Annotated in this window: 28 protein-coding genes and 1 pseudogene; 24 read left to right on the top strand and 5 right to left on the bottom strand. The window is 61.0% G+C overall.

The annotated features are described in order from the left end of the window. The first annotated feature begins 25 nt into the window (after positions 1-25). The 6 genes from NKI24_RS09750 (at position 26) to NKI24_RS09775 (ending at position 5,723) form a co-directional block, all read left to right on the top strand. Positions 26-574 carry a histidine phosphatase family protein gene (locus tag NKI24_RS09750; RefSeq protein WP_352451973.1) on the top strand — a complete coding sequence of 183 codons (549 nt, stop codon included), beginning with the start codon at positions 26-28 and terminating at the stop codon, positions 572-574. 213 nt (positions 575-787) lie between these two features. After that, the gene (locus tag NKI24_RS09755; protein WP_023676462.1) at positions 788-1,072 is read left to right on the top strand and encodes an acyl carrier protein; all 285 of its coding nucleotides are present in this window, start codon (positions 788-790) and stop codon (positions 1,070-1,072) included. A 39-nt stretch (positions 1,073-1,111) separates the two neighbouring features. Beyond that, the gene (locus tag NKI24_RS09760) at positions 1,112-2,299 is read left to right on the top strand and encodes a beta-ketoacyl-ACP synthase (RefSeq protein ID WP_352451974.1); all 1,188 of its coding nucleotides are present in this window, start codon (positions 1,112-1,114) and stop codon (positions 2,297-2,299) included. A 75-nt stretch (positions 2,300-2,374) separates the two neighbouring features. After that, a complete protein-coding gene (locus NKI24_RS09765; RefSeq protein WP_352744768.1) occupies positions 2,375-3,664 on the top strand; it encodes a beta-ketoacyl-ACP synthase in 1,290 nt (429 codons plus the stop codon). Positions 3,665-3,700: 36 nt separating this feature from the next. Further along, positions 3,701-4,729 carry a zinc-binding dehydrogenase gene (locus NKI24_RS09770; protein WP_352451976.1) on the top strand — a complete coding sequence of 343 codons (1,029 nt, stop codon included), beginning with the start codon at positions 3,701-3,703 and terminating at the stop codon, positions 4,727-4,729. Position 4,730: 1 nt separating this feature from the next. Then, on the top strand, positions 4,731-5,723 hold the full coding sequence (locus NKI24_RS09775) for a lipid A biosynthesis lauroyl acyltransferase (protein ID WP_352744772.1): 993 nt from the start codon (positions 4,731-4,733) through the stop codon (positions 5,721-5,723). A gap of 143 nt (positions 5,724-5,866) precedes the next feature. Here the strand turns inward: NKI24_RS09775 and NKI24_RS09780 are convergent, their stop codons facing one another. After that, the gene (locus tag NKI24_RS09780; protein WP_023676467.1) at positions 5,867-6,295 is read right to left on the bottom strand and encodes a L,D-transpeptidase; all 429 of its coding nucleotides are present in this window, start codon (positions 6,293-6,295) and stop codon (positions 5,867-5,869) included. 222 nt (positions 6,296-6,517) lie between these two features. Here NKI24_RS09780 and NKI24_RS09785 point away from each other — a divergent pair, with 222 nt between their 5' ends. From NKI24_RS09785 to NKI24_RS09840, 12 genes are all read left to right on the top strand, one after another. Then, positions 6,518-7,807 carry an acetylornithine deacetylase/succinyl-diaminopimelate desuccinylase family protein gene (locus tag NKI24_RS09785; protein WP_352744774.1) on the top strand — a complete coding sequence of 430 codons (1,290 nt, stop codon included), beginning with the start codon at positions 6,518-6,520 and terminating at the stop codon, positions 7,805-7,807. 131 nt (positions 7,808-7,938) lie between these two features. Further along, the gene (locus tag NKI24_RS09790; protein WP_352744777.1) at positions 7,939-9,417 is read left to right on the top strand and encodes an ABC transporter substrate-binding protein; all 1,479 of its coding nucleotides are present in this window, start codon (positions 7,939-7,941) and stop codon (positions 9,415-9,417) included. A 254-nt stretch (positions 9,418-9,671) separates the two neighbouring features. Continuing rightward, positions 9,672-10,619 carry an ABC transporter permease gene (locus NKI24_RS09795; protein WP_352744780.1) on the top strand — a complete coding sequence of 316 codons (948 nt, stop codon included), beginning with the start codon at positions 9,672-9,674 and terminating at the stop codon, positions 10,617-10,619. Beyond that, positions 10,616-11,485 (top strand): ABC transporter permease, encoded by an 870-nt coding sequence (locus tag NKI24_RS09800; RefSeq protein ID WP_352744783.1) that lies wholly within the window; start codon positions 10,616-10,618, stop codon positions 11,483-11,485. The genes NKI24_RS09795 and NKI24_RS09800 overlap by 4 nt, the downstream gene beginning before the upstream one ends. After that, positions 11,482-13,101, top strand: coding sequence for an ABC transporter ATP-binding protein (locus NKI24_RS09805; RefSeq protein ID WP_352744786.1), 1,620 nt, complete (start codon positions 11,482-11,484; stop codon positions 13,099-13,101). Before NKI24_RS09800 ends, NKI24_RS09805 begins: the two co-directional genes overlap by 4 nt. A gap of 448 nt (positions 13,102-13,549) precedes the next feature. Next, positions 13,550-14,014: an Imm26 family immunity protein gene (locus NKI24_RS09810; protein ID WP_352500928.1), complete on the top strand. Its 465-nt coding sequence runs from the start codon at positions 13,550-13,552 to the stop codon at positions 14,012-14,014. 291 nt (positions 14,015-14,305) lie between these two features. Beyond that, entirely contained in the window at positions 14,306-14,929 is a 624-nt protein-coding gene (locus NKI24_RS09815; RefSeq protein WP_352679996.1) for a DNA polymerase Y subunit UmuC family protein, read from the top strand. A gap of 139 nt (positions 14,930-15,068) precedes the next feature. Then, positions 15,069-15,260: a hypothetical protein gene (locus NKI24_RS09820; protein ID WP_023676475.1), complete on the top strand. Its 192-nt coding sequence runs from the start codon at positions 15,069-15,071 to the stop codon at positions 15,258-15,260. Positions 15,261-15,400: 140 nt separating this feature from the next. Beyond that, positions 15,401-15,601, top strand: coding sequence for a DUF4926 domain-containing protein (locus NKI24_RS09825; protein ID WP_352744790.1), 201 nt, complete (start codon positions 15,401-15,403; stop codon positions 15,599-15,601). Between the two features lie 145 nt (positions 15,602-15,746). Beyond that, positions 15,747-16,172: a hypothetical protein gene (locus NKI24_RS09830; RefSeq protein ID WP_352539679.1), complete on the top strand. Its 426-nt coding sequence runs from the start codon at positions 15,747-15,749 to the stop codon at positions 16,170-16,172. A gap of 293 nt (positions 16,173-16,465) precedes the next feature. After that, positions 16,466-16,723: a hypothetical protein gene (locus NKI24_RS09835; RefSeq protein WP_352744793.1), complete on the top strand. Its 258-nt coding sequence runs from the start codon at positions 16,466-16,468 to the stop codon at positions 16,721-16,723. Positions 16,724-17,098: 375 nt separating this feature from the next. Next, positions 17,099-17,515 (top strand): hypothetical protein, encoded by a 417-nt coding sequence (locus tag NKI24_RS09840; RefSeq protein WP_352744796.1) that lies wholly within the window; start codon positions 17,099-17,101, stop codon positions 17,513-17,515. Between the two features lie 21 nt (positions 17,516-17,536). Here the strand turns inward: NKI24_RS09840 and NKI24_RS09845 are convergent, their stop codons facing one another. Next, positions 17,537-17,968, bottom strand: a complete 432-nt coding sequence (locus NKI24_RS09845; protein ID WP_352470314.1) for a TerB family tellurite resistance protein — start codon at positions 17,966-17,968, stop codon at positions 17,537-17,539. 153 nt (positions 17,969-18,121) lie between these two features. Here NKI24_RS09845 and NKI24_RS09850 point away from each other — a divergent pair, with 153 nt between their 5' ends. The 3 genes from NKI24_RS09850 to NKI24_RS09860 all read left to right on the top strand — a co-directional run bounded on the left by NKI24_RS09850 (position 18,122) and on the right by NKI24_RS09860 (position 19,724). Then, on the top strand, positions 18,122-18,292 hold the full coding sequence (locus NKI24_RS09850; RefSeq protein ID WP_352451984.1) for a hypothetical protein: 171 nt from the start codon (positions 18,122-18,124) through the stop codon (positions 18,290-18,292). Positions 18,293-18,403: 111 nt separating this feature from the next. Then, positions 18,404-19,231, top strand: coding sequence for a helix-turn-helix domain-containing protein (locus NKI24_RS09855; protein ID WP_352470313.1), 828 nt, complete (start codon positions 18,404-18,406; stop codon positions 19,229-19,231). Between the two features lie 73 nt (positions 19,232-19,304). Then, positions 19,305-19,724, top strand: a complete 420-nt coding sequence (locus NKI24_RS09860) for a VOC family protein (protein WP_352451986.1) — start codon at positions 19,305-19,307, stop codon at positions 19,722-19,724. A 307-nt stretch (positions 19,725-20,031) separates the two neighbouring features. Here NKI24_RS09860 and NKI24_RS09865 read toward each other — a convergent pair whose 3' ends face one another. Continuing rightward, positions 20,032-21,501 (bottom strand): cobyric acid synthase, encoded by a 1,470-nt coding sequence (locus tag NKI24_RS09865; protein ID WP_352744801.1) that lies wholly within the window; start codon positions 21,499-21,501, stop codon positions 20,032-20,034. 1 nt (position 21,502) lies between these two features. Further along, entirely contained in the window at positions 21,503-22,117 is a 615-nt protein-coding gene (locus NKI24_RS09870) for a dimethylsulfonioproprionate lyase family protein (RefSeq protein WP_352744804.1), read from the bottom strand. 151 nt (positions 22,118-22,268) lie between these two features. On the opposite strand from NKI24_RS09870, the gene NKI24_RS09875 reads away from it, so the two are divergent. The 3 genes and pseudogenes from NKI24_RS09875 (at position 22,269) to mmsB (ending at position 24,833) form a co-directional block, all read left to right on the top strand. Further along, on the top strand, positions 22,269-23,435 hold the full coding sequence (locus NKI24_RS09875) for an isobutyryl-CoA dehydrogenase (protein WP_352744805.1): 1,167 nt from the start codon (positions 22,269-22,271) through the stop codon (positions 23,433-23,435). A 65-nt stretch (positions 23,436-23,500) separates the two neighbouring features. Further along, positions 23,501-23,870 (top strand): annotated as a pseudogene (locus NKI24_RS09880) (four helix bundle protein). 78 nt (positions 23,871-23,948) lie between these two features. Beyond that, complete coding sequence (mmsB, locus tag NKI24_RS09885; RefSeq protein WP_352707878.1) at positions 23,949-24,833, top strand: 3-hydroxyisobutyrate dehydrogenase; 885 nt, start codon at positions 23,949-23,951, stop codon at positions 24,831-24,833. A 326-nt stretch (positions 24,834-25,159) separates the two neighbouring features. On the opposite strand, the gene NKI24_RS09890 is transcribed toward mmsB, so the two are convergent. Then, positions 25,160-26,539, bottom strand: a complete 1,380-nt coding sequence (locus tag NKI24_RS09890) for an aspartate aminotransferase family protein (RefSeq protein ID WP_352452083.1) — start codon at positions 26,537-26,539, stop codon at positions 25,160-25,162. Positions 26,540-26,756 lie beyond the last annotated feature (217 nt).

The following is a 26,756-nucleotide window of genomic DNA, read 5'->3' on the forward strand; positions in this document are numbered from 1 at the left end:
GCCGGTCACCCGAAAAGGATGTCCGATGCTTCGATTTGTGCTGGCGCTGCTGTTGCTTGCCGTTTCCGCCACAGCCCATGCGACGGAAGCCGGCTGGGCGCTGCTGCGCGACGGCGGGCATGTGGTCCTGCTCCGCCATGCCATGGTCACCGGCACCACCGATGCGGCCAATTTCGACCTCGGCAAATGTGCAACCCAGGTCAATCTCTCGGAGCGCGGCAAGCAGCAGGCACGCAAGATCGGCGCGCTGTTTGGCGCCCGCGCGGCACCGGTCGAGCGCGTGCTGTCCAGCCGCTATTGCCGCTGCCTCGAGACCGCCCGCATCGCTTTCGAAAGCGAGCCGGAGCCGTTCGCACCGCTTGACCTGCTGAAGACCGACGAAAAGGAGAAGGCCGCCCAGATCGCTGCGATCCTGGCCGAGATCCGCGGCTATTCCGGCTCCGACAATCTGGTCATGGTCACGCATCTCGAAGACATCAAGGAATTGACCGGCATCTCGCCGCGCGAAGGCGAAGCCGTGGTCGTCGCGCCGCAGGGCGACGGCCTGCGGGTACTCGGCCGCGTTACCTTCTGACCGGGCCGGTCGCTCCTCGCGTCGAGCGAGATAGGTGTTGCCGAAATGCCACTGCCACGAGAAGCCGTGGTTGGATTCCGATCTCATCTTGCTCTGCCTGGGCAGCAATCCCATCTGCGCCCGGCGCATCAGGCCTTTTCCTGCCCGGAAAAACCGATTAGACAGCCCAAAACACATGCGGACAGATTCCGCCCGCAATCGAAGGAAAAGCCCTTGTCCACCACGTTCGACAAAGTCGCCAAGATCATCGCCGACACCAGCGAGATCGACATCGAGACGATCACGCCCGAAAGCCACACCATCGACGATCTCGGCATCGACAGCCTCGACTTCCTCGACATCGTCTTTGCCATCGACAAGGAATTCGGCATCAAGGTGCCGTTGGAAAAGTGGACGCAGGAGGTCAACGACGGCAAGGCTTCGACCGACGACTATTTCGTCATGAAGAACCTATGCGCCAAGATCGACGCGCTCGTCGCCGCCAAGAACGCCATCTAAGCACAGCGCTTGACGCGCCCTCACCCACAACAGCCGCCCATGAACCCCCGCGACGTCGTCATATCAGGCATCGGCCTTGTCTCGTCACTGGGCGAGGGTCCGGATGCGCATTGGCAAAAGCTCGTCCAGCCGCGCCTTGAGCCGGTTCTGGAGGCCTCGCGCTTCTCGCCCTATACGGTCCACCCGCTGCCGGAGATCGACTGGAACCTGCAGATCGCCAAGCGTGGCGACCAGCGGCAGATGGAGATCTGGCAGAGGCTCGGCACCTATGCGGCCGGCCTTGCGCTCGACGATGCCGGCATCAAGGGCAATGACGAACTCTGCGCGACCATGGACATGGTGGTGGCCGCCGGCGGCGGCGAGCGCGACGAGGCGGTCGACGCGGCCATTCTCGCAGCATCGGAAAGCCGCAATGACCGCGACGTGCTGCTCAACGAGAAGCTGACCACGGAATTGCGCCCGACGCTGTTTCTGGCACAGCTCTCCAACCTGCTCGCCGGCAACATCTCGATCGTCCACAAGGTGACGGGATCGTCGCGCACCTTCATGGGCGAGGAAGGCGCCGGCGTCGCCGCTGTCGAGACGGCGGCCGCGCGCATCCGCTCCGGCCAGTCGACGCATATACTGGTCGGCGGCGCTTTCCAGACCGAACACTCCGACATGCTGCTCGGCTATGAACTGGCCGGCTACCTGCATCGCGGTCCGTGGACGCCGGTCTGGCAAAGGCAAGGTGCCGAGGGCGGCGGCGTGGTGACCGGATCCGGCGGCGCGTTTCTCGTCCTGGAGCAGCGCGAGCATGCGGAAAGCCGTGGCCGGAAGATCTATGCGGAACTCGGCCCGATCCTGTCCGGCCGTGCCAGGCGCCGGCGGGGCGAACTCGACGGTGAGATCGCCGCGCTGCTGAAGCAAGCGGCATTGCCGGACGGCGAACTGCTGGCGATCTCCGGCGCTTCGGGCGCCCATGCCGCGACCGCCGCCGAGAAATCGGCGCTCGACGCCAATCCGGCGATCGCCGCACGCGGCTTTTCGACGTTGACCGGCCACATGAAGGAAGCGCAGTTCCCCTTTGCCGTTGCGCTGGCGGCCCTGGCTGTCGACCGCAAGGCCGCCTACCCTGTCTTCGACGCCACAGTCGAAAAACCGTTTGCCGGTGTCCCGAAGACCGTCCTTGCAACGGCGATCGGCTATCACCAATTCGAGGGCATGGCGCTGATCAAAGCCGCCTAGAGCATCGGACCGAAACGTGTGGCGCGGTTTTCGGGCGATCCGACGCTCCAAGAGAAACAGGTTTTTGGACAACAAATGGCCAATCTGAACGACCATATGGGCAGGCCCATCGTCGCGGTCACCGGCATCGGCGTGGTGACGTCGCTCGGTGTCGGCAAAGCCGACAATTGGGCGGCACTTACGTCAGGCAAATCCGGCATCCATCCGATCACCCGCTTCCCGGTCGATCATCTCAACACCCGCATCTCCGGCATGGTCGATTTCCTGCCGTCGAGCTCCAAGGGCGCCAGTCTCCTCACCTATGAGCTTGCCGAAACCGCCGCCCAGGAAGCGATGTCGGAGGCAGGCCTCGATGCCGGCGATTTCGGCGGACCGCTGTTCCTCGCTTCGCCGCCGGTCGAGCTCGACTGGAGCGAGCGCTTTTCGCTCTACAATTCCGACAAGCCCAATATTTCAGACAGGCACGATTCCGGCGCCGAAAGGCTGCTGCGGGTAGCGCGCGGCCTCAGAGAACTCGACATCTTCGAGACCACCCAGTTCGGCTCGATTGCCGACCGGCTTGCCGACCGTTTCGGCACGCGCGGCCTGCCGATTACGCTGTCGACCGCGTGCGCTTCGGGCGCCACGGCGATCCAGCTCGGCGTCGAGGCGATCCGCCGCGGCGAATGCGACAGGGCGCTGTCGATCGGCGCCGACGGCTCGGCGACCGCCGAGGCGCTGATCCGCTTCTCGCTTCTGTCCGCGCTCTCGACCCATAACGACATCCCCGAAAAGGCTTCAAAACCCTTCTCCAAGGACCGCGACGGCTTCGTGCTGGCCGAAGGCTCGGGCGCCCTTGTGCTGGAATCGCTGCAGGCAGCACTTGCCCGCGGCGCCACCATTCTCGGCATATTGCGCGGCTGCGGCGAAAAGGCCGACGACTTCCATCGCACGCGCTCCAAGCCGGATGGTTCGCCGGCGATCGCGGCGGTGCGCGCCGCCCTTGCCGATGCCGGCTTGAGTGAGAACGGGATCGATTATGTCAACGCCCATGGCACCTCGACGCCCGAAAACGACAAGATGGAGCATTTGTCGCTGTCGACGGTGTTCGGCGAGCGGATCTCGTCAATGCCGGTCTCGTCGAACAAGTCGATGATCGGCCACACCCTATCGGCTGCCGGTGCCGTCGAGGCCGCATTTTCGCTGATGACGATGCGCGAAAGCGTCATTCCGCCGACCATCAACTACGACAATCCCGACCCGGCAATCGTGCTCGACGTGGTGCCGAACACCAAGCGCAACGCCGAGGTCGGCACGGTCCTGTCGAACTCCTTCGGCTTCGGCGGCCAGAACACCTGCCTTGTCATGGCGCGGGAACCGGTCTAAGCGACCTTTTTCAGCCAGACTGAACCGACAGGCACCATGCGCGCATTGCAACTTATCGAGGACCGCCGCCTTGAAACGGTGGACCTGCCGCCCCCGCCGCAACCTGCGCTCGGCGAGGTGACGCTGCGCATCAAGGCCGTGGCGCTGAACCACATCGACGTCTGGGGCTGGCGCGGCATGGCTTTTGCCAAGCGCAAGCTGCCGCTGGTCGTCGGCGCCGAGGCTTCCGGCGAGGTCGAGGCGGTCGGCCCCGGCGTTTCCAGCCTTGTGCCCGGGCAATTGGTGTCGATCTATGGCGCCCGCACTTGCGGTCTTTGCCGCGCCTGCCGCGAAGGCCGCGACAATCTCTGCGAGCATGTTTCGGGCGTGCACGGCTTCCATCTCGACGGCTTTGCGCAGGAAAAGATCAACCTGCCGGCGCGCCTTCTGGTCCCCGCCCCGCCAGGCGTGAGCGAAATCGGCGCGGCGGTGGCGCCTGTCACCTTCGGCACGGTCGAGCACATGCTGTTCGACAATGCCCGGCTGCAGCCCGGCGAGACGATACTGGTCCATGCCGGCGGCTCCGGCATCGGCTCCGCCGCGATTCAGCTGGCCAAGAAGATGGGCTGCACGGTCATCACCACCGTCGGCTCAAACGACAAGATCGACAAGGCCAAGGCGCTCGGCGCCGACCACGTCATCAATTACCGCGACGACCGCTTCGAAGGCGTCGTGCGCAAGCTGACCAAGAAGAAGGGCGTCGACGTGGTGTTCGAGCATGTCGGCGCCGACACATTTGCCGCCTCGATGCTGTGCCTCAAACGCGGCGGTCGGCTGGTCACCTGCGGCTCGACCTCCGGCGTGTCGACGCAGATCAATTTGATGCAGTTGTTCCAGCAGCAGCTGAAGCTGCTAGGCTCGTTCGGCTGCCGCATGGAAAACATGGCCGACGCCATGCAGAAGATGGCGGCGGGCCTGGTCGCGCCGGTGATCGACACCGAGGTTGGCTTCGACGGCATCGATGCGGCGCTGAAGCGCATGGAAGGCCGCGACGTCTTCGGCAAGATCATCCTGCGCGTCGGCTGAAATGATCGGCAACGCCTTCAGGAAGATCCGCAGGGACCTGGGATTCCGCTATGGCAGGCGGCTTCGCCAGTTCAACTACTGGCTGGTCGCGCGGGTCGCTATGATCATCATCTCCGCGCTGCGCCTGCTGCCGCCCGACAGCGCGCTCAATTTCGCCGACCGCGCTGCCCGCCGCATCGGCCCCTGGGTGGCGCGCCATCAGGTTGCGGTCGACAATCTGCGCCAGGCCTATCCGGAAAAAAGCGATGCCGAGATCGAAGCGATCGCTTCCGATATGTGGGGCAACATGGCCCGCCTGGCCGCCGAATACATCTTTCTCGATGCTTTGTTCGACTACGATCCCGCTGCGACGAAGCCGGGCCGTGTCGAGGTCAAGGGCGTGGAGCATTTCGTGCGCATCGCGGGCGAGGACAAGCCGCATATCGTCTTCACCGGGCATCTCGGCAATTTCGAGCTGCTGCCGGTGGCTGCGGCGACCTTCGGCATGAACATCACGGCGCTGTTTCGCCCGCCCAACAACCCTTACCTCGCCGAGTACATCCTCTCGACCCGCCGCTCGAGCATGGGATCGCTGCTGCCGTCTTCGACCGGTGCCTCGTTCGCACTTGCGGCCATCCTGGAGAAAGGCGGCAATATCGGCGTGCTGGTCGACCAGAAATTCACCGGCGGGCTCGAGACGACATTCTTCGGCCGCCCCTGCGAGAGCAACCGGGTCCTCGGCACCCTGGCGCGGCACTACGATTGCGATGTCTACCCGGCGCGCTGCGTGCGCCTGCCGAACAATCGTTTCCGGCTCGAGATCGAGGACAAGCTCACCTTGCCGCGCACCGTCGGCGGCAGTGTCGACGTCCGCGCCACCACCCAGCTTCTCAACGACGTGGTCGAGCGCTGGGTGCGCGAAGACCCCGGCCAGTGGATGTGGTTCCACAAGCGCTGGGAGATCAGCGGCCGCAAAAAGCGTCGGCCGGCGATAGTGCGCGACAAAGCCGCCTGAGCGGAACGATCTTTTTGGGCACCGGCCCTATTTTGTTCTTGCTTTGTGCCGGCAGCTATGCTACTAATTTCGCTATGGTGCTATTTGGCCCCGACGAACCCGCCGCTCCGGCGGGTTTTTTATTGCGGGCCGAGGAGCAGGCCCTAATTCGTCACGAGGATCCGCGTATTACCGAAGCCGGCTTTGCGCACCATCGAATAGAACGCGGCGGCGTTGCTAGGGTGGAGGCGCACACAGCCATGCGATGCCGGGCGCCCCAATTGCCGGATCGCGCCGGTGCCGTGGATAGCATAGCCGCCGCGGAAGAACACCGAATAGGGCATCGGCGACATGTCGTATTTGCGCGAATACCACATCCGGGCCGTCCGCTGTGGACGATAGCTGCCGCGCGGCGTGATGTAGCCTTTGCGGGCGGTGGAAACGCTCCACCGGTAATACGAAAGCCCGTATCTTACCGTCATCGTCTGTGAGGATATGTCGATGTTCGCGACCAGGCTGGCCGCCCGGCTCTCGAACGACGAACCGAACAGCATCGCCATCAATGCCGCTGCCATGAGAACAGTGTTTTTCATGCAATCAAACCCCTTTGATGCCCCTTGCCTGCCTGCCCTCGCGCTGTTCTCCAGCGTTTTGATGGCAAGCCAGCGAGCTAACACCCACTCCCTGACGATTTCACCAATCCAAAGCAGCGAATTTGAACGATTTCCCGCAATAGTTGCCGTAACGACACGCAATCGCCTCGCAATTCGCCATCGGGCTTGCAAAACTCCCTCATCCGCTGCTCAATTCGCCGAATGAACGAACCGAACGAACGGCTCCTCAAGGCTATCGATGACCGAGCCGATGATCTGGTTGCACTGACTGCGGATCTGATCCGCTTTCCGACCATCAATCCGCCCGGCGAAGCCTATCGGCCATGTGCCGAATATATCGGCGCGCGGCTGAAGAAGCGTGGTTTTGAGATCGAATTCATCCGTGCCGAAGGCACGCCCGGCGACACTGACCGTTATCCGCGCGTCAACGTCGTCGCCCGTTTCGATGGCCGGGCGCCGGGTGCTTGCGTGCACTTCAATTCGCACATCGACGTGGTCGAGCCCGGCGACGGCTGGAGCCTCGATCCGTTCGACGGCATCGTCAGGGATGGCAAGGTCTATGGCCGCGGCGCATGCGACATGAAAGGCGGGCTTGCCGCCTCGATCATCGCCGCTGAAGCCTTCATGGAGGTCTTTCCCGATTTTCCCGGCGCCATCGAGATTTCGGGGACGGTCGACGAGGAGTCCGGCGGCTTTGGCGGCGTCGCGCATCTGGCCAAGCTCGGCTATTTCTCCAGGCCGAAGGTCGACCACGTCATCATTCCCGAGCCGCTCAACAAGGATCGCATCTGCCTTGGCCATCGCGGCGTCTGGTGGGCGGAGATCGAGACCAAGGGCGAGATCGCGCACGGCTCGATGCCGTTCCTCGGCGACAATGCGGTGCGCCATATGGGCGCCGTGCTGCGGGCCTTCGAAGACGAATTGTTTCCGGCGCTCGACCGCAAGATGACGCGCATGCCGGTCGTGCCCGAAGGCGCAAAACGCTCGACCATGAACATCAACTCGATCCATGGCGGCCAGACGGAGGATTTCCGGCCCGGCCTGCCCTCGCCCAACGTGCCCGATTCCTGCCGGCTGACCATCGACCGCCGCTTCCTGCTCGAAGAGGATCTCGCTGCGGTCAAGAGCGAGGTGACCGATATCCTGGAACGGCTGAAGCGCGAGCGCAAAAAGTTCGATTACGAAATCCGCGATCTGATGGAGGTGCTGCCGCTGATGACCGAGCGCGATGCGCCGGTGGTTAAGGCGGTCGCGCAAGGCATTATGGAGATATTCGACCGCGAACCGGATTACGTGATTTCGCCCGGCACCTATGACCAGAAGCACATCGCCCGCATCGGCCACATCTATGACTGCATCGCCTATGGCCCGGGCATCCTCGATCTCGCCCACCGGCCCGATGAATGGGTCGGCATTGCCGACATGCTGGACTCGGCGAAGGTGATGGCCATCGGCCTCGGCGTTCTGCTGAGGGGCGCCGGCCCGCTATGATCCGGCCATGGGCGGAAAAACATTCCTCCCGGCGTCGGCGGACGGTACGAAACGCAATTTACTCGGCGGCAAATTCACGCTTCTATCCGCCGGGTTTTGAGCACGTGTTTTAGCATATGGGGAGTTGCACGATGAAATTGTGGAAAACCATTCTGGCCGCTGCGGCGCTGGCGTTGGCCGCCGGAACCTCGGCGATGGCCGCGCGCACCGACCTGGTCATCGGCATTACGCTCGAACCCCCTCATCTCGATCCGACGGCGGGCGCCGCGGCGGCAATCGACGAGGTACTCTATGCCAATGTCTTCGAGGGCCTGACCCGCATCGGCCCGAACGGCGAGGTGCTGCCCGATCTCGCCGAAAGCTGGAGCATTTCCGACGACGCCAAGGTCTACACTTTCAAGCTGCATACAGGCGTGAAATTCCATGACGGCAGCGACTTCGATGCCGACGACGTGAAATTCTCGCTCGATCGTGCCCGCGCCGACAATTCCGTCAACGCGCAAAAGAGCCTGTTCGCCGCCATCGACAAGGTCGAGGTCGTCGATCCCACGACGGTGAATGTCACGCTGAAGAACCCGCAAGGCTCGTTCCTCTACAATATGGGCTGGGGCGACGCGGTTATCGTCGCGCCTGAGACAGCCGACACCAACAAGGAAAAACCGATCGGCACCGGCCCGTTCAAATTCCAGAACTGGGCCAAGGGCTCGTCGATCACGCTGGTCAAGTCGGACAATTACTGGGGCGCCCCGGTGTTCCTCGACAAGGCCGAGTTCCGCATCATTCCGGATGCCGCCGCCGCCGTTCCGGCGCTGCTTTCCGGCGACGTCCAGGCCTTTCCGTTCTTCGACCCCGACAGCGTCGCCCAGGTCAAGGACGACCCGCGCTTCAAGGTGGTGATCGGCTCGACCGAGGGTGAAACCATCCTGTCGATCAACAACAAGAAGCCGCCCTTCGACAAGCTGCAGGTCAGGCAGGCGATTTCCTTTGCACTCGATCGCAAGGCGATCATCGACGGCGCCTCGGCCGGCCTCGGCGTGCCGATCGGCTCGCACATGTCGCCCGCCAGCAAGGCCTATGTCGACCTCACCGGCCTCTATCCGCACAATGTGGAGAAGGCTAAGGAGTTGCTGAAGGAAGCCGGCCTGGAGAATGGCTTCAAGGCGACGCTGAAGCTGCCGCCGCCCTCCTATGCGCGGCTTGGCGGCGAGATCATCGCCTCCGAGCTTCGCGAAGTCGGCATCGATCTCGAGATCATCCCGGTCGAATGGGCGCAATGGCTGGACCAGGTCTTCACCAAGAAGGACTACGACCTGACCATCGTTTCCCACACCGAGCCCAACGACATCGATATCTATTCGCGCAAGGACTATTACTTCAACTACGACAACCCGGCCTTCGACAAGATCATCGACGAGCTGAACCTTACCTCCGACGAGGCCAAGCGCATGACGCTGCTCGGCGAGGCGCAGAAGGTCCTGGCCGATGACGCCGTGGTCGGCTTCCTCTACGAATTGCCGAAGGTCGGCGTCTGGGACGCCAAACTGCAGGGCCTGTGGGAAAATGCCCCGATCCAGGCCAACGACCTGACCAAGGTGAAGTGGACGGATTGATCGCTGACAGAAAGGCGAAAGTTGCGCTCCGTCACACCCCCCTCTGTCCTGCCGGACATCTCCCCCTCAAGGGGGGAGATTGAGCCCTCACCGCCGCTTTCGCTAACCACTAGCGTTGCAAGGACAGTGCCGGCGTGGAAACTGCCAATCTCCCCCCTTGAGGGGGAGATGTCCGGCAGGACAGAGGGGGGTGGGCGGGAACGCAAGCTTCGCCCGGTTTTTGCGTCCGGCAACACAGCGGTTCCTCAACGTCCATGACCGCCTATCTCCTCAAGCGCCTGGTCATCGCCGTCGTCACGCTGGTTCTGGCCTCAATGGTCGTTTTTGCCGTGCTGGAGATCATTCCCGGCGACCCGGCGCGGCTGATGCTTGGCCTGAACGCCAGTGCCGACCAGATCGAATTGCTGCGCAACCAGATGGGTCTCAACGCTCCCGTCGTGCTGCGCTATTTGCATTGGGCCGGCGGCTTGCTGAGCCTCGATTTCGGCCGTTCCTATACCTATTCGGTGCCGGTCATCGATCTGGTCCGTGAGCGCCTCGTCGTCTCGCTGCCGCTGGCCCTGATGGCGCTGGCGCTGTCCACCGTCATTGCCATCCCGGTCGGGCTGTTTTCCGCCAGCCGGCGCGGCCGGGCCGGCGACACGATCGCGATGGGCGCCGCCCAGCTTGGCGTCGCCGTGCCCAACTTCTGGTTCGCGCTGATGCTCATCTATCTGTTCGCCGTCTGGCTGCGGCTGGTGCCGGGCGGCGGCTTTCCCGGCTGGAGCGCCGGCGTCTGGCCGGCGCTGAAGTCGCTGCTCCTGCCGGCAGTCGCTCTCGCTCTGCCGCAGGCGGCGATCCTCGCCCGGGTCACCCGCTCGGCACTGATCGAAGTGCTGAACGAGGACTACATCCGCACCGCCCGCGCCAAGGGCCTGCCCTATCGGCTTGTCTTGTGGCGGCATGCGCTGCGCAACGCCATGATCCCGGTGGTCACCATTTTAGGCCTGCAATTCGCCTTCCTGCTTGCCGGCACCATCATTATCGAAAACGTCTTCTATTTGCCCGGCCTCGGGCGGCTGGTGTTCCAGGCGATCAACCAGCGTGACCTGATCGTGGTCGAGAGCGTCGTCATGCTGCTGGTCGCCGCGGTCATCGTCGTCAATTTCGTTGTCGATCTCTCCTATGCGGTGGTCGATCCGCGCCTGAGAGGCCGGCAATGACGCTGCACATCGACATCCCCGACGAGAACCTTGCCGGCATCCTGGCCAAGGCGTTTCGAAACCGTTCGTTCCTCGCCGGCTTCGTCATCACCGCACTGGTGGCGGCGGTCGCGATCGTCTCCTTCTTGTGGACGCCTTACGACGTCACCAGGCTGGTCATTTCCGACAAGACCCAGGCGCCATCGTTGGCGCACTGGTTCGGCACCGACCATTTCGGTCGCGACATCCTGTCGATGATCATGGTCGGCGCCCGCAACTCGATTGCCGTGGCGCTGGTGGCGGTCGGCATCGGCATGGGCGTCGGCGTGCCGCTCGGCGCCTTTGCCGCGGCGCGCGGCGGCACCGCCGACGACGTGCTGATGCGGCTGAACGACCTGGTCTTCGCCTTTCCGGCGCTGCTTTCGGCAATCATGATCACCGCCATCTTCGGGCCGGGCGCGTTCAACGCCATCATTGCCATCGGCATCTTCAACATCCCGGTGTTCGCGCGCGTCGCCCGCGCCGGTGCCCTGGCGATCTGGCCGCGCGAATTCATCCTCGCCGCCCGTGCCGCCGGCAAGAGCAGGACGCTGATCAGCATCGAACATGTGCTACCCAACATCGCCACGCTGCTGCTGGTGCAAGGCACCATCCAGTTCGCGCTGGGCATACTGGCCGAAGCCGGGCTTTCCTATGTCGGGCTGGGCACGCAGCCACCGATGCCGAGTTGGGGCCGCATGCTGTTCGACGCCCAGACCCGCATGGTGGTGGCGCCATGGATGGCGATCTTTCCCGGCATGGCGATCGTCGTCACCGTGCTTGGCCTGAACCTGCTTGGTGACGGCATTGCCGACATTCTCGATCCGAAATCGCGGCGGCAGCGATGAGCCTGCTCGAAATCGAGAAGCTGTCGCTGGCCATCGGCGGCACGCCCATCCTCAGGGACATCGAGCTGTCCGTCGCGCCCGGCGAAGTCATGGGGCTGGTCGGCGAATCCGGCTCCGGCAAGTCGATGACGGCGCTCACCGTGATGCAGCTCTTGCCCTGGGCGGCACGCGCCACCGGACGCGTTACCTTCGACGGCATTGATATTCTGGCGGCGAGCGAGGATCAGATGTGCGCACTGCGCGGCGACGACATCGGCATGGTGTTCCAGGAGCCGATGACGGCGCTCAACCCGGTCAAGACCATCGGCGAGCAGGTCGCCGAGGGTATTCGCTGGCACACCAGGACGAGCCGCGCTGACGCCGAGCAACGGGCGCGAAAAATGCTCGACCGGGTCGGCTTGCCGGCGGCGCAGTTCCCGCTGTCGCGTTATCCGCATGAGCTGTCCGGAGGCCAGCGCCAGCGCGTCGTCATCGCCATCGCCTGTGCGCTGAAGCCCAAGCTGCTGATCGCCGACGAACCGACGACCGCGCTCGACGTGGTGCTGCAGGCGCAGATCCTCGACCTGCTGCGCGACCTCGTTGCGGAAAACCGCATGGGGCTGCTGCTTATCTCGCACGACCTCGCCGTGGTGACCGAGATGGCGGACCGCATCACCATCCTGCGCCATGGCGAGGTGATGGAGGCCGGCGACACGGCGCGCATTCTGTCCGGACAGCTTCATCCCTATACGCGCCAGCTGGCGCAGGCCTCGATGCATGTGCCCGCGCGGGCTAGGCACAGCGTCGGCCAAGGAAAACCTCTGGTTGAGGTAGAGAGCGTGACGCGCGACTATCCGGCACGGCGCATATCGCTGCTCAAGCGAGGGGCTCCCATCCGCGCCGTCGACGATGTTTCTTTCTCGATGGCGCCCGGCCAGTCGATGGCGCTCGTCGGGCGTTCCGGCTGTGGCAAGTCGACGCTTGCTCGCATGGTCCTGGCACTGGACAAGCCAACGGCCGGTACGATCCGCTTCCGCGGCGATAACCTCACCGGCAAGAGCGAGGCGGAGCTGAAGCCGGCACGGCGCGACATGCAGGTCGTGTTCCAGGACCCGTATGGTTCGTTCGACCCACGCCAGAAGGTCGAGAGATTGGTGGCCGAGCCGCTGCATGTGCTGGAGAAGAAGCCGGCGCCCGCCGCGCGGCGCGAGATGGTGGCGTATGCGCTGCACGAGGTCGGCCTCTCACCAGGCGACATGGACAAGTATCCGCATGAGTTTTCGGGCGGCCAGCGCCAGCGCCTGTCGATCGCCCGCGCCATCATCACCCGGCCGAAGCTGGTCGTCGCCGACGAGCCGGTCTCGGCGCTCGACGTCTCGATCCGCGCGCAGATTCTTGATCTGTTCGCCGAGCTCAACCAAAAACTCGGCATCGCCTATCTGTTCATCACCCATGATCTGACCGTCGCCCGCGCCATCACCGACGAGGTGATGGTCATGCATGATGGCAAGATCGTCGAGCGCGGCAGGACGAACGAAGTGCTCGACCACCCGCAGTCCGAGGCGGCCAAGGCGCTGGTCACTGCTGCTCCCGATTTGCACCGGGCGATCGCGAAACGGCTGCACGAACAGGGCTGAGCGGCAAGGGGCACGGGCCTTCCGTTCTCCCACTGTGGGGTCCGAAGGACGGGGCGAGACCGGTGGCTCGCCCCACGAGGAGGCTCCGGTGGTTGGCGACGTGGTGGAGACGACTGTTTGTGGCCAGCCTATGAAAGTAGAAAAAATATGGGGCCATTGGGCCGATCGCCGATCGCGCAACCCGGACCTGATCGTCCCTTTGCGCGCGAAGGAGATTTAGCGAACTTAGGTTTGGAAATTACGGTATTAATGTATGTTTTCTGCCTCGCCCGTTCGGCTTTGTCCTGCCGCGTATTCTCCGCATCGTCGCGCTTAAGCTAAGCAAAACGACTGGCAGCAACGGATAGCCCCCAAACACACGAGAGCTTGGCGCTCCAACAAAGCCGTAACTAATCACCACTCGCGCCTTCCGCATCACGCCGGCATCTGTAGTAAAGGGAACCTTAAAGTGAGACAACTACCCTACAAGGAAGGCACCCTATTTGCCATTCCGTTGAGATCAGGTGGCTACGGGCTTGGCTTGGTAGCTCATATGGCCCCAATGGGAAAGATTATTCTAGCATATCTATTTGGACCAATGCGTCTGGAATTGCCAAAGGCGGATGAATTAAATGACCTTAGTCCAGATAATGCAGTCAGGTGCCTACGGTGTGGCGATCTCGGTTTAATAAATGGAACTTGGCCAATTATTGGCCAAATGAAGAGCTGGGCAGAAGACAAATGGCCTATGCCAACCTTCGTTCACAAAGAAAGCCTTTCCAACCGAATTCTTATTCGAAAATACTCAGAGTCTGACCCATCGAAGCTAGAGAGCCAAACTAGCGTAGCTTCGGCGGGCGATTTGGAGCAGGACGGTTTACACGGATATCAAGCCGTCGAATTGATTCTGATCGAGCAGCTGAAACCCCATTGATCAAGGAATGACGGTAACGATGTGAATTACGAATTACGGTGACTCCCACTAGCCGGCCTCTCGTCAATGCCGCGCGGACTTTTTTGGCGGCGTCAGCGGCTAATTTGCATCGGGCGGACTATTCATCCGGGGAGGAGCCCCACGACTGGTGAAGGAGGGATGTCACTGGGTTGTTTGGTGGATAACAATAAAGACTATAACTCGCTTATGAATGTAATCGGCCCGAATAAGCTGGGTAGTGCGAGTTTACAGGTAAATGATTTCCCAATTGGTTCGTGAGGAGTTGCCATCATGCATTTTAAAATAGCATTGAAACTTGCCGGATTTGTTGCAATTTTTGTTTTCGGAGGATCGGCCTGTACTGTGCCATCAACTCCTGAGATACTGAACTGTTCAAATGGAATCTTTGCCGATAATTGGCCGTTCACTTGGCGAGCAGTTGAGGAGAAATGTATATCACGCGTAACCTCGCAAATTGCGAAGGAGTTCATGGACTGGAATACGAAGTATGAAGAATTTAATGAGGATACTGGTGCACTTTACCTTTTTATATGGACGAGATTGATTGATAAGAATCTTGCGACTCCATTGCAATTGGACGAGAGAACGAAAGATTTTGATCAAGTAACTCGATCGCTTACGGACTCTTATGTTGGCATTTACGACGATATTGAAAAATTGCAGGAAGAATTGAAAATGTCTTTGGCCCAAAAAGGAGGCGGGGATGCGAATTCGCTCTATGCGATAAGGCTTTTAGGTTTAGTTCCAATTGAGCACGCGCGGCCCACCATTTTGTTCCTGAAGAGTCTGGTTGATCTTGACACCAACACCATTAAGGTCACGGGACAATACGGGGAAGAGATTGTAGAAATGCAAGAGTTGTTGGATTATCGGGCCAGTGCACAAGGTCGTTAGTTGCCATTCACAGATCCTAATTATGACGCGGGTCATTACTTAGTGGCCGCTATTGTGCGGCAGGAACTGGAGAGAATTTCGCAATTTCGGTGCACTTTTATCGCGTTCGCCCGGCTATCATTGCACGTAGATTGACCACATGGCCCGCCTTGCCCGCATAGCGGCGTCCGGCTTCTACAACATCGGCCAGCTCACCTCCACCAACCCTGGGGCAACGCAAGGCAACAAGTATGACGGCTTTGGCAAGCTCGCCCGCCGGGACGTCACGCTGGGCACGCTGACCCACACCACGACCAGCGTGCGCGATGCCTCCGGCCAGACGGGTTGTTGATAAATACGGAGCTCGATATACGGTGGACGTAACTGTTACAGGTCCGGCCGGCACCGTTGAGGTTCGCACCGGGTGGATTTTTAGCCCCCGGTTCAAACGTCCCGTCGCTGATGACACTATTCGTGAAGTAGAGTCCCGCTATGAAACCAAAGATCAACGACGTTGTGAGATTGATTTGTGATATGCTGGGAGAATCCCTTCAGGCCGGAGCTTTAAGAGTCGTTGTTGAAGAGCATTCTTATCCCGAGGAGGCATACGAGATTGAATTCAGTAGCGAAAATGGGAAGACCATCGCTCAATTAGCCTTACTTCCAAACCAGTTCGTACTGATTGCTGTGTAAGGAATTACAGCGCACTCTTTTCCATATCTCCTCTCCGAATTACGACATGATCCGGAATTACGCACTACGGTCGCATTACGAATTACGGTGACACCCATTAGCCGGCGGCTCGTCAAGAGCACGAAGCCGTAGGGCACGGTTTTTGATGACTGAGTTCAAGATCATACCTTTCACTGGCGCCGGGGAAATAGAGTTTGGAATGTCCCCGAATCAGATTAGACGGCGTCTTGGGACAAATTTTCGAACATTCAAACGATCTATCAGGGATACGTTTCCTTGCGACTATTTCGAAAATATTGGGGTATTTTGTTACTATAGTAAATCAGGAAAATTGAACGCGGTCGAATTCACGAGTCCTGCCGCTCCTTCTCTGAATGGGGTTCGATTTCTAGGAACAGGATTTGAAACCGCAAAACGTGCACTTATTTCATTGGGCCAAGAAATCGAAGAAGAAATTGATGGGGCAATCGCTTTTGGCCTTGGGGTCAGTATTTATGCCCCGTTGGCAAAAGAAGATTCCATGGCGCCTGTCGAGACAGTGCTAATCTTTCAGAAAGGATACTACCAATAGCAGCAAGGCATACAAATTTTCCGATCCGTTGGAGGAATTGTGGAATTACGGTGACACTCATTAGCCGGCCGCGCGTCAAGAGTGCAGAGCATTTTTTTTGGCAGCGCGAACTGCCAATCCAATTCAGTGCCCAGCATTTGAACCGCACCCGTTCTCGGTTGACAGCTGCGTTCGCACCGCGCCAGATCAGGATCAAGCATCGACCAGCTCCTGGCAGGCGGCATCGCCGCCCCGGAAGAGGAGGATTCTTTCGGTAGTTGGAAATGCCCCGGAAGATCGGAGGTGCAGAGATTATGGATATGGACGGAACCCTTGAGAAGATATTCTCAGTAACAGCCATATGGACATCGGCCGCGACCATCCCTGTTTCGCTGATTTGGGGTGAATCCGCCTGGATGGTGGTTTTTATTGGCGCGATAGTTGCTGCCTCCTTTGCCTTTCCAAGAAGGTTAGCGGAGCTTCTTAATCGTTTCGAACACCCCATCGGTTTATCTGGAGAGGAATTTCAAAAAATGACTGGACCGGATGGAAGTATACAAAATCAAGCGTAAAAATGATATATAATTTGAGTATTATCCAAAAGTATAACTATATATTAGTTTTAATTACTGCAATTCATTTTATGATTTCGGGCGCCTTAAGTGAAAGCGGATTGGCTGCCGCGTATCTCGCAATTATGGCTGTATTCTCTTTGATTTCCGTTGCTTTTACACTGCATAAGATAAACAGGTAGCGCTATGATAGTACTTTGAGCATCCGCTTGAGTGCCAATGAAGGATCTTCCCGGTTCCAAGATTGTTTCCCAAAAAGAAGCTAAAGTCGGTGATGTTGTTTAGTCGAGTGCAAAATTCGATGACGCCACCGGGGCGCCCTCTCTCCGGTCGCTTGATCCCGATTGATATTGATATCAGAAATAGGTGGCTGAAATGAAAATTAGTAAGCAGTGCCTACTTTCGGCCGCTGTGCTGAGTGCTGCGACTGCCGTATTGGTCTTGCTTATATTCTATCAGCAAATCACTGGCCCTTCGCCCAGATGGGAGGACGCGCTATCGCGTGAAAAGTTGACCGCACAATTTGGTGACATAAAAACTATTAGAAGAAGTCGGATTTGGGCGTATCTCGGTAAGCCCGATGAACCAAATAGGGTCAAGCAATACGATCTTTGGTCTGACGACGATTTATTTGGAAAATATTTCGACGTAGTATACGACGCCGAAGAATATAAGGAAAAACCGGATCATCAAGATCCGATTGCGATATATATGTTTTACCAATGCACAGTTATTTTATTTTACCACAAGTTTATACTGAATTCATCTCAGATTGACCTTGAATTGCTGTAACTCAACAATCCTGCCGATGCCTCAGCCTTGCGGCTTGACCAAATCGGCCGGGCTGATGTCGAGCAGGTCGAGCGTGCGGCGCAACAGCTGCATCTCGCTCCCGGCAAGTTGCGAATCGGCCTTGGCGATCTCGGCCATGTGGCGGGCGAGCAGCTTGCGCCGTTCGACGTCGAGGTCGCGGAATTGGGCGACGGCCTGCGAGCTGTTGGTCTCGTAGCCGAAATCGTTGAGATATTCGATGACGCTGTCGACGCTGGTTTCGGGTATGCCGAAGGCGTCGCGGCAGATACGCCTGAAGGCGGTCATTTCGCTTTCGCTGACCGAACCGTCGGCCAGGATCATACGGAACAGCATCAGCAATTCCGCCGACAGCACCGGATCGTCCGCGACCTTGCGCACGCCGGGGTCGCCGTCGAAGATCGAGCGTATCTGGTCCAGCAATCCCATCGCCATCAGCCCCTTCCGATTCGTCGGGAAGGTAGCGCGGAATCGGCTTGGCGCAAACGGGGTGCGATGGTGGAAAAGCCGCCTGCGTGCACTCATTGGTGTGTGACCGCGCGACTGATAGTATGCCGTTGTACGAATCATGTTGAGGAGGGACCGAACATGAATCTCAGTGCGCCTACCCAGCTTATTTTCATTATATCCCTTGTTATCGCCATTATCGGCGTTCTCGCCGCGCTTGGCGTCCTTGCGTTCATCCCTTTGGCTGCTGTGTGGATTGTCGTCATCGCTTACATCGTGCTGGCCGCCGGCTGCCTGATGCGCGGCGCCTAAACACGTCCAGACAATTCAGAATCTCAGGCAACACCGAGCGCCCGCCAAAACGCGGGGCGCTTTTGATTCCGACGAATGGTCTGTTAAAGTCGCGTGGCGGAAGGAAAGCGCATGCCCGACAGCGAAGACGGCAGCCGCCACGAAAGCCCAGGCCTCGATCGGTTCGAGATGGTGCGGCGCGCGCCGAGCCATCGGCTTCAGGGCGCCGTCACCGACATATGCGGCTTTCGCGAAACCATGCCAGGCCATTTCCGCGCCGTCGAATATGCCTCGCTGACCGTGCCGCTGGTCATCAGCTTTGCCGAACCCTTTGCCATCGGGCTCGGCCATGACCCGGGCGACAATGACCGCTTCGCCAGTTTTGCCGCCGGCCTTTATGCCGGGCCGGTAGTGATCGAATCCTTCGGCGGCGCCTGCTGTGTGCAGATCAATTTCAGCCCGCTCGGCGCTCGTCGCTTCTTCGGCCGCCCGATGATCGAACTGACCGACCGCATGGTCGGCCTGGATGACGTGCTCGGCGTAGAAGGCATCGCGCTGCGCGAAAGGCTCGGCAATGCACCGGATTGGAGCTCACGCTTTGCCATCGCCGAAGCCTTCGTTGGCGATCGGTTGGCAACCGCGGACCGCACCCAGGCCGAAATGGTCTGGGCCTATGAGACGATCGTCTCGACGCGTGGGCGGACCCGCATCTCGACGCTGGCCGAAAAGCTTGGCTGGAGCCGCAAGCATCTTACCGGAAAATTTTCGGACGCTATCGGCACCGGCCCAAAAACGCTCTCGCGCATCGTCCGCTTCAATCATGCGCTTGGCCTGTCGAGACAGGCGAACAGCGCTTGGGCCGACATCGCCGCCGACTGCGGCTATGCCGACCAGGCGCATCTGGTACGCGAGTTTCGCGACCTGGCAGGCGTCGCGCCGACGGCGCTTGCCGCGAGGTAACATTTCTTCAAGACGCGCAACCGGCCGTCGCGCAGACTGGGTTGATCGACCAACCCGCTGAAGGAGATCAGCCATGCCGAACACCCCCGAACCACCGCGGCTTTATCCGGCGCTGCGCTACAGGAATGCCGGCAAGATGATCGATTGGCTGTGCGAGGCCTTCGGCTTCAGCGTTCGCGCCCGCTATGGCGAAGGCGACGTGGTGCACCACGCCGAACTCGCTTTCGGCTCTTCGATCGTCATGCTCGGCACGGCGCGCGACGACGCCTATGGCAAGATGGTCGGCGCGCCGGGTTCGGGTGGCGGCAAGTCGATCTACGTTGCGGTCGCTGACGCAGACGCGGCATACGCGCGGGCAAAGACCGCCGGCGCCGAGATTCTGGAAGAACTCACCGACCGCGACTATGGCAGCCGCGAATTCATCTGCCGCGATCCGGAAGGCAACGTCTGGTCGTTCGGCACCTACTGGCCGAAGGCTGACGAGAAAGCATGAACTGGTAGCGCTGCACATTCGGGATTGGCCGAAGCCTCCCAATTTCGTCATCCCTGGGCGGAGCAGGAGCGAAGCTCCGTCGCGGAGACCCTGGGATCCATGCCGTGACCTTGGCCGAGGAGCCAGCGGAGCAGAATTCTGCGCCGCAGCGGCGCTCCGAAGTCAGGGCATGGATCCTGGGTCTGCGCCGCGTCGCTTCGCTCCTTGCTCCGCCCCAGGATGACGAAGCCATGGACGTTTCCGCTAATCGCCAAGGCATGTGATCCGTCGAAGCCAACGACCCGTGCAAAACTTCCGCGCTAAGTATCTAACACGCTAGCCCAAAAATCGTGTCGCAGTCGAGGTGGGTTTCCAGTTCGGCTGCGATCTCGTCCAGTGCCCCTTCGACCTCGGCGCGGTAGTCGATGCCGCCGCCTTTGACGCCAAGGCTTTCGAGGAATTTCGCCCGGAAGGCATCGGCGGAAAACAGCCCGTGCATATAGGTGCCCAGCACCTTGCCGTCGGCCGAGACAGCGCCGTCATCGATGCCGTTGATAACGGCGGACGGCCGCAGCGTATCCGGACCGGTGGTGCGGCCGAGATGGATCTCGTAGCCGTCGAGCGGCAGATCGAACGGCACCGAGCGCGCGCTGACGTTGCGCACCGTCTTTTCCGGCTCCATCACCGTTTCGACGTCGAGCAGGCCGAGGCCTTGCGTTTCGGTAACGCTGCCCTCGATGCCGTCGGGATCGCGCACGATATGACCAAGCATCTGGAAGCCGCCGCAAATGCCGACGATTTGGCCACCGCGTTTCCTGTGCGCGGCAAGGTCGCGGTCCCAGCCGTTCTCACGGAATTTCAGGAGATCGCCGATCGTCGACTTCGAGCCGGGAATGACCACCAGACCCGCATCTTCGGGCAAGCGCTCACCAGGCGGCACGAACACCACCTCGACCTGCGGTTCGGCCTTGAGCGGGTCGAGATCGTCGAAATTGGCGATGCGCGAGAGCACCGGCACGGCGATCTTCAGCGCGCGCTTCTCGCCGGACGCCAGTCGCTCGAGTACGACGGAATCTTCCGATGGCAGCCGCGCCGCCGCCTTCAGCCACGGCACGACGCCAAAACAGCGCCAGCCGGTGAATGTGTCGATCGCCTCGATGCCGTCGTCGAACAGCGAGACGTCGCCGCGGAACTTGTTGATGAGGTAGCCGACGATCATGCGCCGGTCCTCCTCCGGCAGGAGCAGATGGGTGCCGGCGACCGAGGCGATGACGCCGCCGCGATCGATATCGCCGACCAGGACCACCGGCACGCCGGCGCGCGTCGCAAAGCCCATATTGGCAATGTCGCGGCTCCTGAGATTGATCTCGGCCGGCGAGCCGGCGCCCTCGACAATGACCAGATCGGCGCCCTCGCCGACCTTTGCCCAGGAGTCCAGTACCGCATCCATCAGCCGGCCCTTCAGCGCCTGGTAGTCGCGCGCCCGCGCCTCGCCGAACACCTTGCCCTGCACGACGACTTGAGCGCCGACATCGGTCTGCGGCTTGAGCAGCACCGGGTTCATGTGGACGGTCGGCGCCACGCCGCAGGCGATCGCCTGCAGCCATTGGGCGCGGCCGATCTCGCCGCCGCCTGAATCGCCTGGAATATCGGCGACAGCGGCGTTGTTGGACATGTTCTGCGGCTTGAACGGCCGCACCTTCAAGCCGCGCTTCTTCGCCGCGCGGCACAGACCGGCGACGAGCACCGTCTTGCCGACATCCGAACCCGTGCCCTGCAGCATGATCGCCTTGGCCATGTCAGTCCCTGCCCTGCGCAACGGTTCCGGTGATCGTCGACTTGGCCGCCAGTGGCCCGCCACGCCAGAGATAGAGCGCCAGCAGCGGCTCCTTGCCGGTGCGCATGGCGTGGTTGATGTCAGAGGCATGGTGGATCACCTCGCCCGCCGCTCGAAGGCGAAAACCGCCGTCGCCCATGCACCATTCGGTGCCGCCGGTAAGCGGGATATAGATCTCCTCCGCGACATGGTGGTGATCGGGGTAGACGATGTCGGGCCCAAGGATCAGCAGACCGCCCGCAACCTCTTCATTGACGAAATGCCCGCGTGTACCGAACACCTCCAGCCAGCCGTAATTGTCGATGAAAACCTTGCCGAAATCCGCCTCGCCATAGGTCTGGCCCCAGTGCAGATAGCCGCGACGCTCCGCAACCAGCCGCGCCAGCGACTTGGCCGCGGCGGGAGCGAGTTCGACGATCCGGTCGAGCTGGACGAGACAAGGCAGTGCATGCGGTTCGAGCGGACGGGACGGCATGTCCCAGCCGATCCGGGCCACGGCGTCGCGCACCAGCGCATCATCGAACGTCTGGAGATAGGCATGGAAGCATCCAAGCAGTTCGTCGAAAGTTGTCGTCACACTTTGCTCCAAAGCGCATTCGCCCACAGCCGCTGCCCAGATGGTTGGATGGAGACGATCGGGTTGCGCGGCGGCATCATTGGTCTAGATTGGACTGCGCGCAAAGCCAAAAACGACAGGCCAGCAGGCCGGAAACATCAGGGAGCACGCCATGGACGCCGCTGTCGATGCGGGCACCAGCCAGTTCGAACTCAACGAGGACCAGCGCGCCATCCAGGAGATGGCAGAGGCCTTCGCCGCCGACCGTGTGGCGCCGAACGCACTCGACTGGGATCGCAACAAATATTTCCCCGCCGATGTGATCCGCGAGACGGGCCCGCTCGGCCTTGGCGGCATCTATGTCCGCGACGACGTCGGCGGCTCGGGGCTCGGCCGGCTCGACGCCGTGCTGATCTTCGAGGCACTTTCGCGGGCCGATCCGGCGTTTTCCGCCTTCATCTCGATCCACAACATGGCGGCATCGATGATCGACCGCTTCGGCAGCGACGAGCAACGTCGGCGCTTCCTGCCGAAGCTGACCTCGATGGAATGGCTGGCCAGCTACTGCCTGACCGAGCCGGGTTCGGGATCCGATGCCGCGGCGCTGAAGACGCGTGCGGTCAAAAGCGGTGGCGATTATGTGCTGAACGGCGCCAAGCAGTTTATCTCCGGTGCCGGCGACAGCGACCTCTATGTCGTCATGGCGCGCACCGGCGCCGACGGGCCGAAAGGCATTTCCACCTTCGTCGTGCCGAACGATGCGCCCGGCCTTTCCTTCGGCGCCAACGAGCGCAAGATGGGCTGGCACATGCAGTCGACCCGCCAGGTCGTCTTCGAGGACTGCAAGGTGCCGGCGGAAAACCTTCTGTCGGCAGAAGGCGCCGGCTTCGGCATCGCCATGGCCGGGCTCGACGGCGGCCGGTTGAACATCGCCGCCTGTTCGCTCGGCGGCGCGCAATCGGCACTCGACAAGGCGCTCTCCTACACCGCCGAACGCAAGGCTTTCGGCTCGAAGATCAACCAGTTCCAGGCGCTGCAGTTCAAGCTTGCGGACATGGAGACCGAATTGCAGGCGGCGCGCATCTTCCTGTACACCGCCGCCTCGAAGCTCGACCGCAACGCGCCGGATGCCTCGAAATGGTCGGCGATGGCCAAGCGCTTCGTTACCGACGCCGGCTTCAACGTCGCCAACGACGCCCTGCAGCTGCACGGCGGCTATGGTTATCTGCACGACTACGGCATCGAGAAGCTGGTGCGCGACCTGCGTGTCCACCAAATTCTCGAAGGCACCAACGAGATCATGCGCGTCATCATCGCTCGCGCGCTGATCGGACGGTAAGGCAGTAGGCAGTAGGCAGTAGGCAATAGGCAATAGGCAATAGGCAATAGGCAATAGGCAGAAAGATGACCGGCAAGATCAATTCGTACAAGGATCTTATCGTATGGCAGCAGGCGATGGATCTAGCCGTCACCGCCTACTCCCTGACCAAGGCATGGCCAAAAGAGGAATTGTATGGGTTGACCAGCCAAATCCGCCGCTCAGCAACCTCTATTCCTGCAAACATCGCGGAAGGTTACGGCCGAGACAACAGAGGCTCCTATCAGCAATTTCTCAGGATTGCCCAGGGATCGCTGAAGGAGTTCGAGACACACCTCCAGATCGCTGAACGCATTGGCCTTGCTACCCATGATCAAGCTTATCACGTGCTTTTAGCGACCGAAGGGCATCGGGAAAATGCTTCGCCAACTTATTAGCAAACTTGCGCCCGAATAGGTCGCTTACTGCCTACTGCCTACTGCCTACTGCCTACTGCCTACTGCCTACTGCCTACCCAAACCACGGAGCGCCATTATGACCACCATCGCCTTCATCGGCCTCGGCAATATGGGCAATCCGATGGCCGCCAACCTGGTCAAGGCCGGGTATGCCGTGCACGGCTTCGACCTGGTGCCGGAGAACCTCGTCATTGCCAGGGAGCACGGCGTCATCGTCATGGCCAATGCCGTTGCGGCGGTGAAGGATGCCGATGCGGTCATCACCATGTTGCCGGCCGGCAAGCATGTTCTGTCGGTTTACGCAGACATAGTGTCCAAGGCAAAAAAAGGCGCGCTGTTCATCGATTCCTCGACCATCGATGTCGAGTCGGCTCGAAAGGCCCATGCCATCGCCGCCAAGCATGGGTTGCTGTCGATCGACGCGCCGGTCTCCGGCGGCACGGGCGGTGCGGCGGCCGGCACGCTGACCTTCATGGCCGGCGGTTCGAAGGACGCCTTCGCCAAGGCCGAACCAATCCTCAAGCCGATGGCCGGCCGCATCGTTCATTGCGGCGACGACGGCGCCGGACAGGCGGCGAAGATCTGCAACAATATGATTTTGGGCATTTCGATGATCGGCGTTGCCGAGGCCTTCGTGCTGGCGGAAAAGCTCGGCCTGTCGCACCAGGCGCTGTTCGATGTCGCCTCGACCTCGTCCGGCCAGTGCTGGTCGCTGACCACCTATTGCCCGGTGCCCGGCCCGGTGCCGACATCGCCCGCCAACAATGGCTATAAGCCTGGCTTCGCGGCGGCACTGATGCTGAAGGACCTGAAACTGTCGCAGGAGGCCGCACAGAGCGTCGGTGCAGCAACGCCGCTCGGCGCCGAGGCAGCCCAGCTTTATGCGCTGTTCAACGCACAAGGGAATGCCGGCGCGGATTTTTCCGGCATCATTAATTTCCTCCGTGGTGACCCGGCGTAAGCTCCAAGTTCACAGGTTTTCGATCTGCCCAATGCGGAAAGCCGGCAAATTTAGGTTTGCTTAAGCTCTTGCTAACCCTGCAGTAACGATATGCGTTTAAAACGGATTGCGAGGCGGACATCCGCCCGGCGCTCCGGATCAGGTCTCGCGTACCGGAGCCCGTAAGTTTCGCCGTAAGTTTCGCAAGTGTATTGTTGGCGAAGCGCCATGCGTATCTGGCAAAGCCGCGTTCCGATGGAGCGCGGTTTTTGCGTTTCGCATCCTCGCCTGGCGAGCGCCCATTCAAACGCCGGGCGCCCGACATGGAGCGCCCGGCGATCGCCTCCCTAATGCTTGCGCAAATCTGCTTGCGCCAGGTCGAGCGCCGTGGCGATGCGGTCGCAGGCCATGTCGATCGTCTCGCGCGTCCAGATCAGCGGCGGCGACAGGATCATCGTGTCGCCGGTAGCGCGCAGCATCATGCCCTGGACAATCGCGTGGTCGCGAACCATCACCGCCGCGCTGCCGGCCGGCAGGAAGCGCTCCTTGGTCACCTTGTCCTTGACGATCTCGATCGCCCCCATCAGCCCGAACGAGCGCACCTCGCCGACCAGATCGTGCCCACCGAGACGTTCTTGCAGCGCCCTGGCGAAGTAAGGCCCGGTGTCGTTCCTGACGCGCTCGACCAGCCCTTCGCGCTCGATGATCTCGAGGTTCTTCAGCGCCACCGCGCAGGCCACCGGATGCCCGGCATAGGTGTAGCCGTGATAGAATTCGCCGCCCTTTTCGACCAGCGTCGCCGCGATGCGGTCGCCGACCAGCAGCGCCGACAGCGGCTGATAGCCAGAGGTCAGCGCCTTGGCCGTGGTGATGGTGTCGGGCTCGACATCGAAGGCTTGTGCGGCGAACCACTCGCCTGTGCGGCCATATCCGGTGATGACCTCGTCCAGCATCAGCAGGACATCGTATTTGCGGCAGATGCGCTGCACCTCCGGCCAATAGCTCATCGGCGGGATCTTCACCCCGCCTGCCCCCATCACCGGCTCGCCGATGAAGGCGGCCACCTTGTCGGCGCCGGCTTCGAGGATCGCGTCCTCGACCGCTTTTGCCGCGCGCAGGCCGAAATCATGGTCGCTTTCGCCGGGCAGTGCGAGCTCATAGGCATAGGGCATCATCACATGGACGATGTTGGGCACAGCGCCGCCGAGCTGCTTGTGCATCAAATCCATGCCGCCGAGCGAGGCGCCGGCGATGGTCGAGCCGTGGTAGCCCATCTTGCGTGAGATGATGCGGTTCTTCTCGGGCCTGCCTTCCAGCACCCAATAGTGACGGACCAGGCGCAGCGCCGTGTCGTTGGCCTCCGAACCGGACGAGCCGTAGAACACCTGGTTGATGTGCCTTGGCGCGATCTCCGCCAGCTTTTTCGACAGCAGAACCGGCGTCGGCGTCGAGCATTTGAAGAAAGAGTTGTAGTAGGGCAATTCCTTCATCTGGGCGTAAGCGGCGTCGGCCAGCTCGTCGCGGCCATAGCCGACATTCACGCACCACAGCCCAGCCATGCCGTCGAGGATTTCCGTCCCTTCGGCATCATAGATGAACGGCCCGTTGGCGTGGGTGATGATGCGCGAGCCGGTCTCGCGCATCTCTTTGTGGTCGGTGAACGGATGAAGGTGATGCGCGGCATCGATCTGCTGAAGCTGCTTCAGCGAATAATTCTGGTAGGTCATGTCTGGTCTTTCCTCTTGAACCAATCCGGCAGCTTTCGCGCCGGGGCGGATTCGTCAGAGGACAGCGGGCGGCGAATAGCCGATGCGAGCGCAGAGCCGCAACAGCTCGGCGCGTAGCGTGCGCGACGACGGCGTCACCGCCACCCCAAATGCGCAACCCGATTTCGCCAGCCGAGCCATGCATGTACCTTAGGCTGCCTCGAGCCCTCAGTTCAAG

Source organism: Mesorhizobium sp. M0701 (assembly GCF_040320365.1).
In the GTDB taxonomy this organism is placed as follows: Bacteria; Pseudomonadota; Alphaproteobacteria; order Rhizobiales; family Rhizobiaceae; genus Mesorhizobium.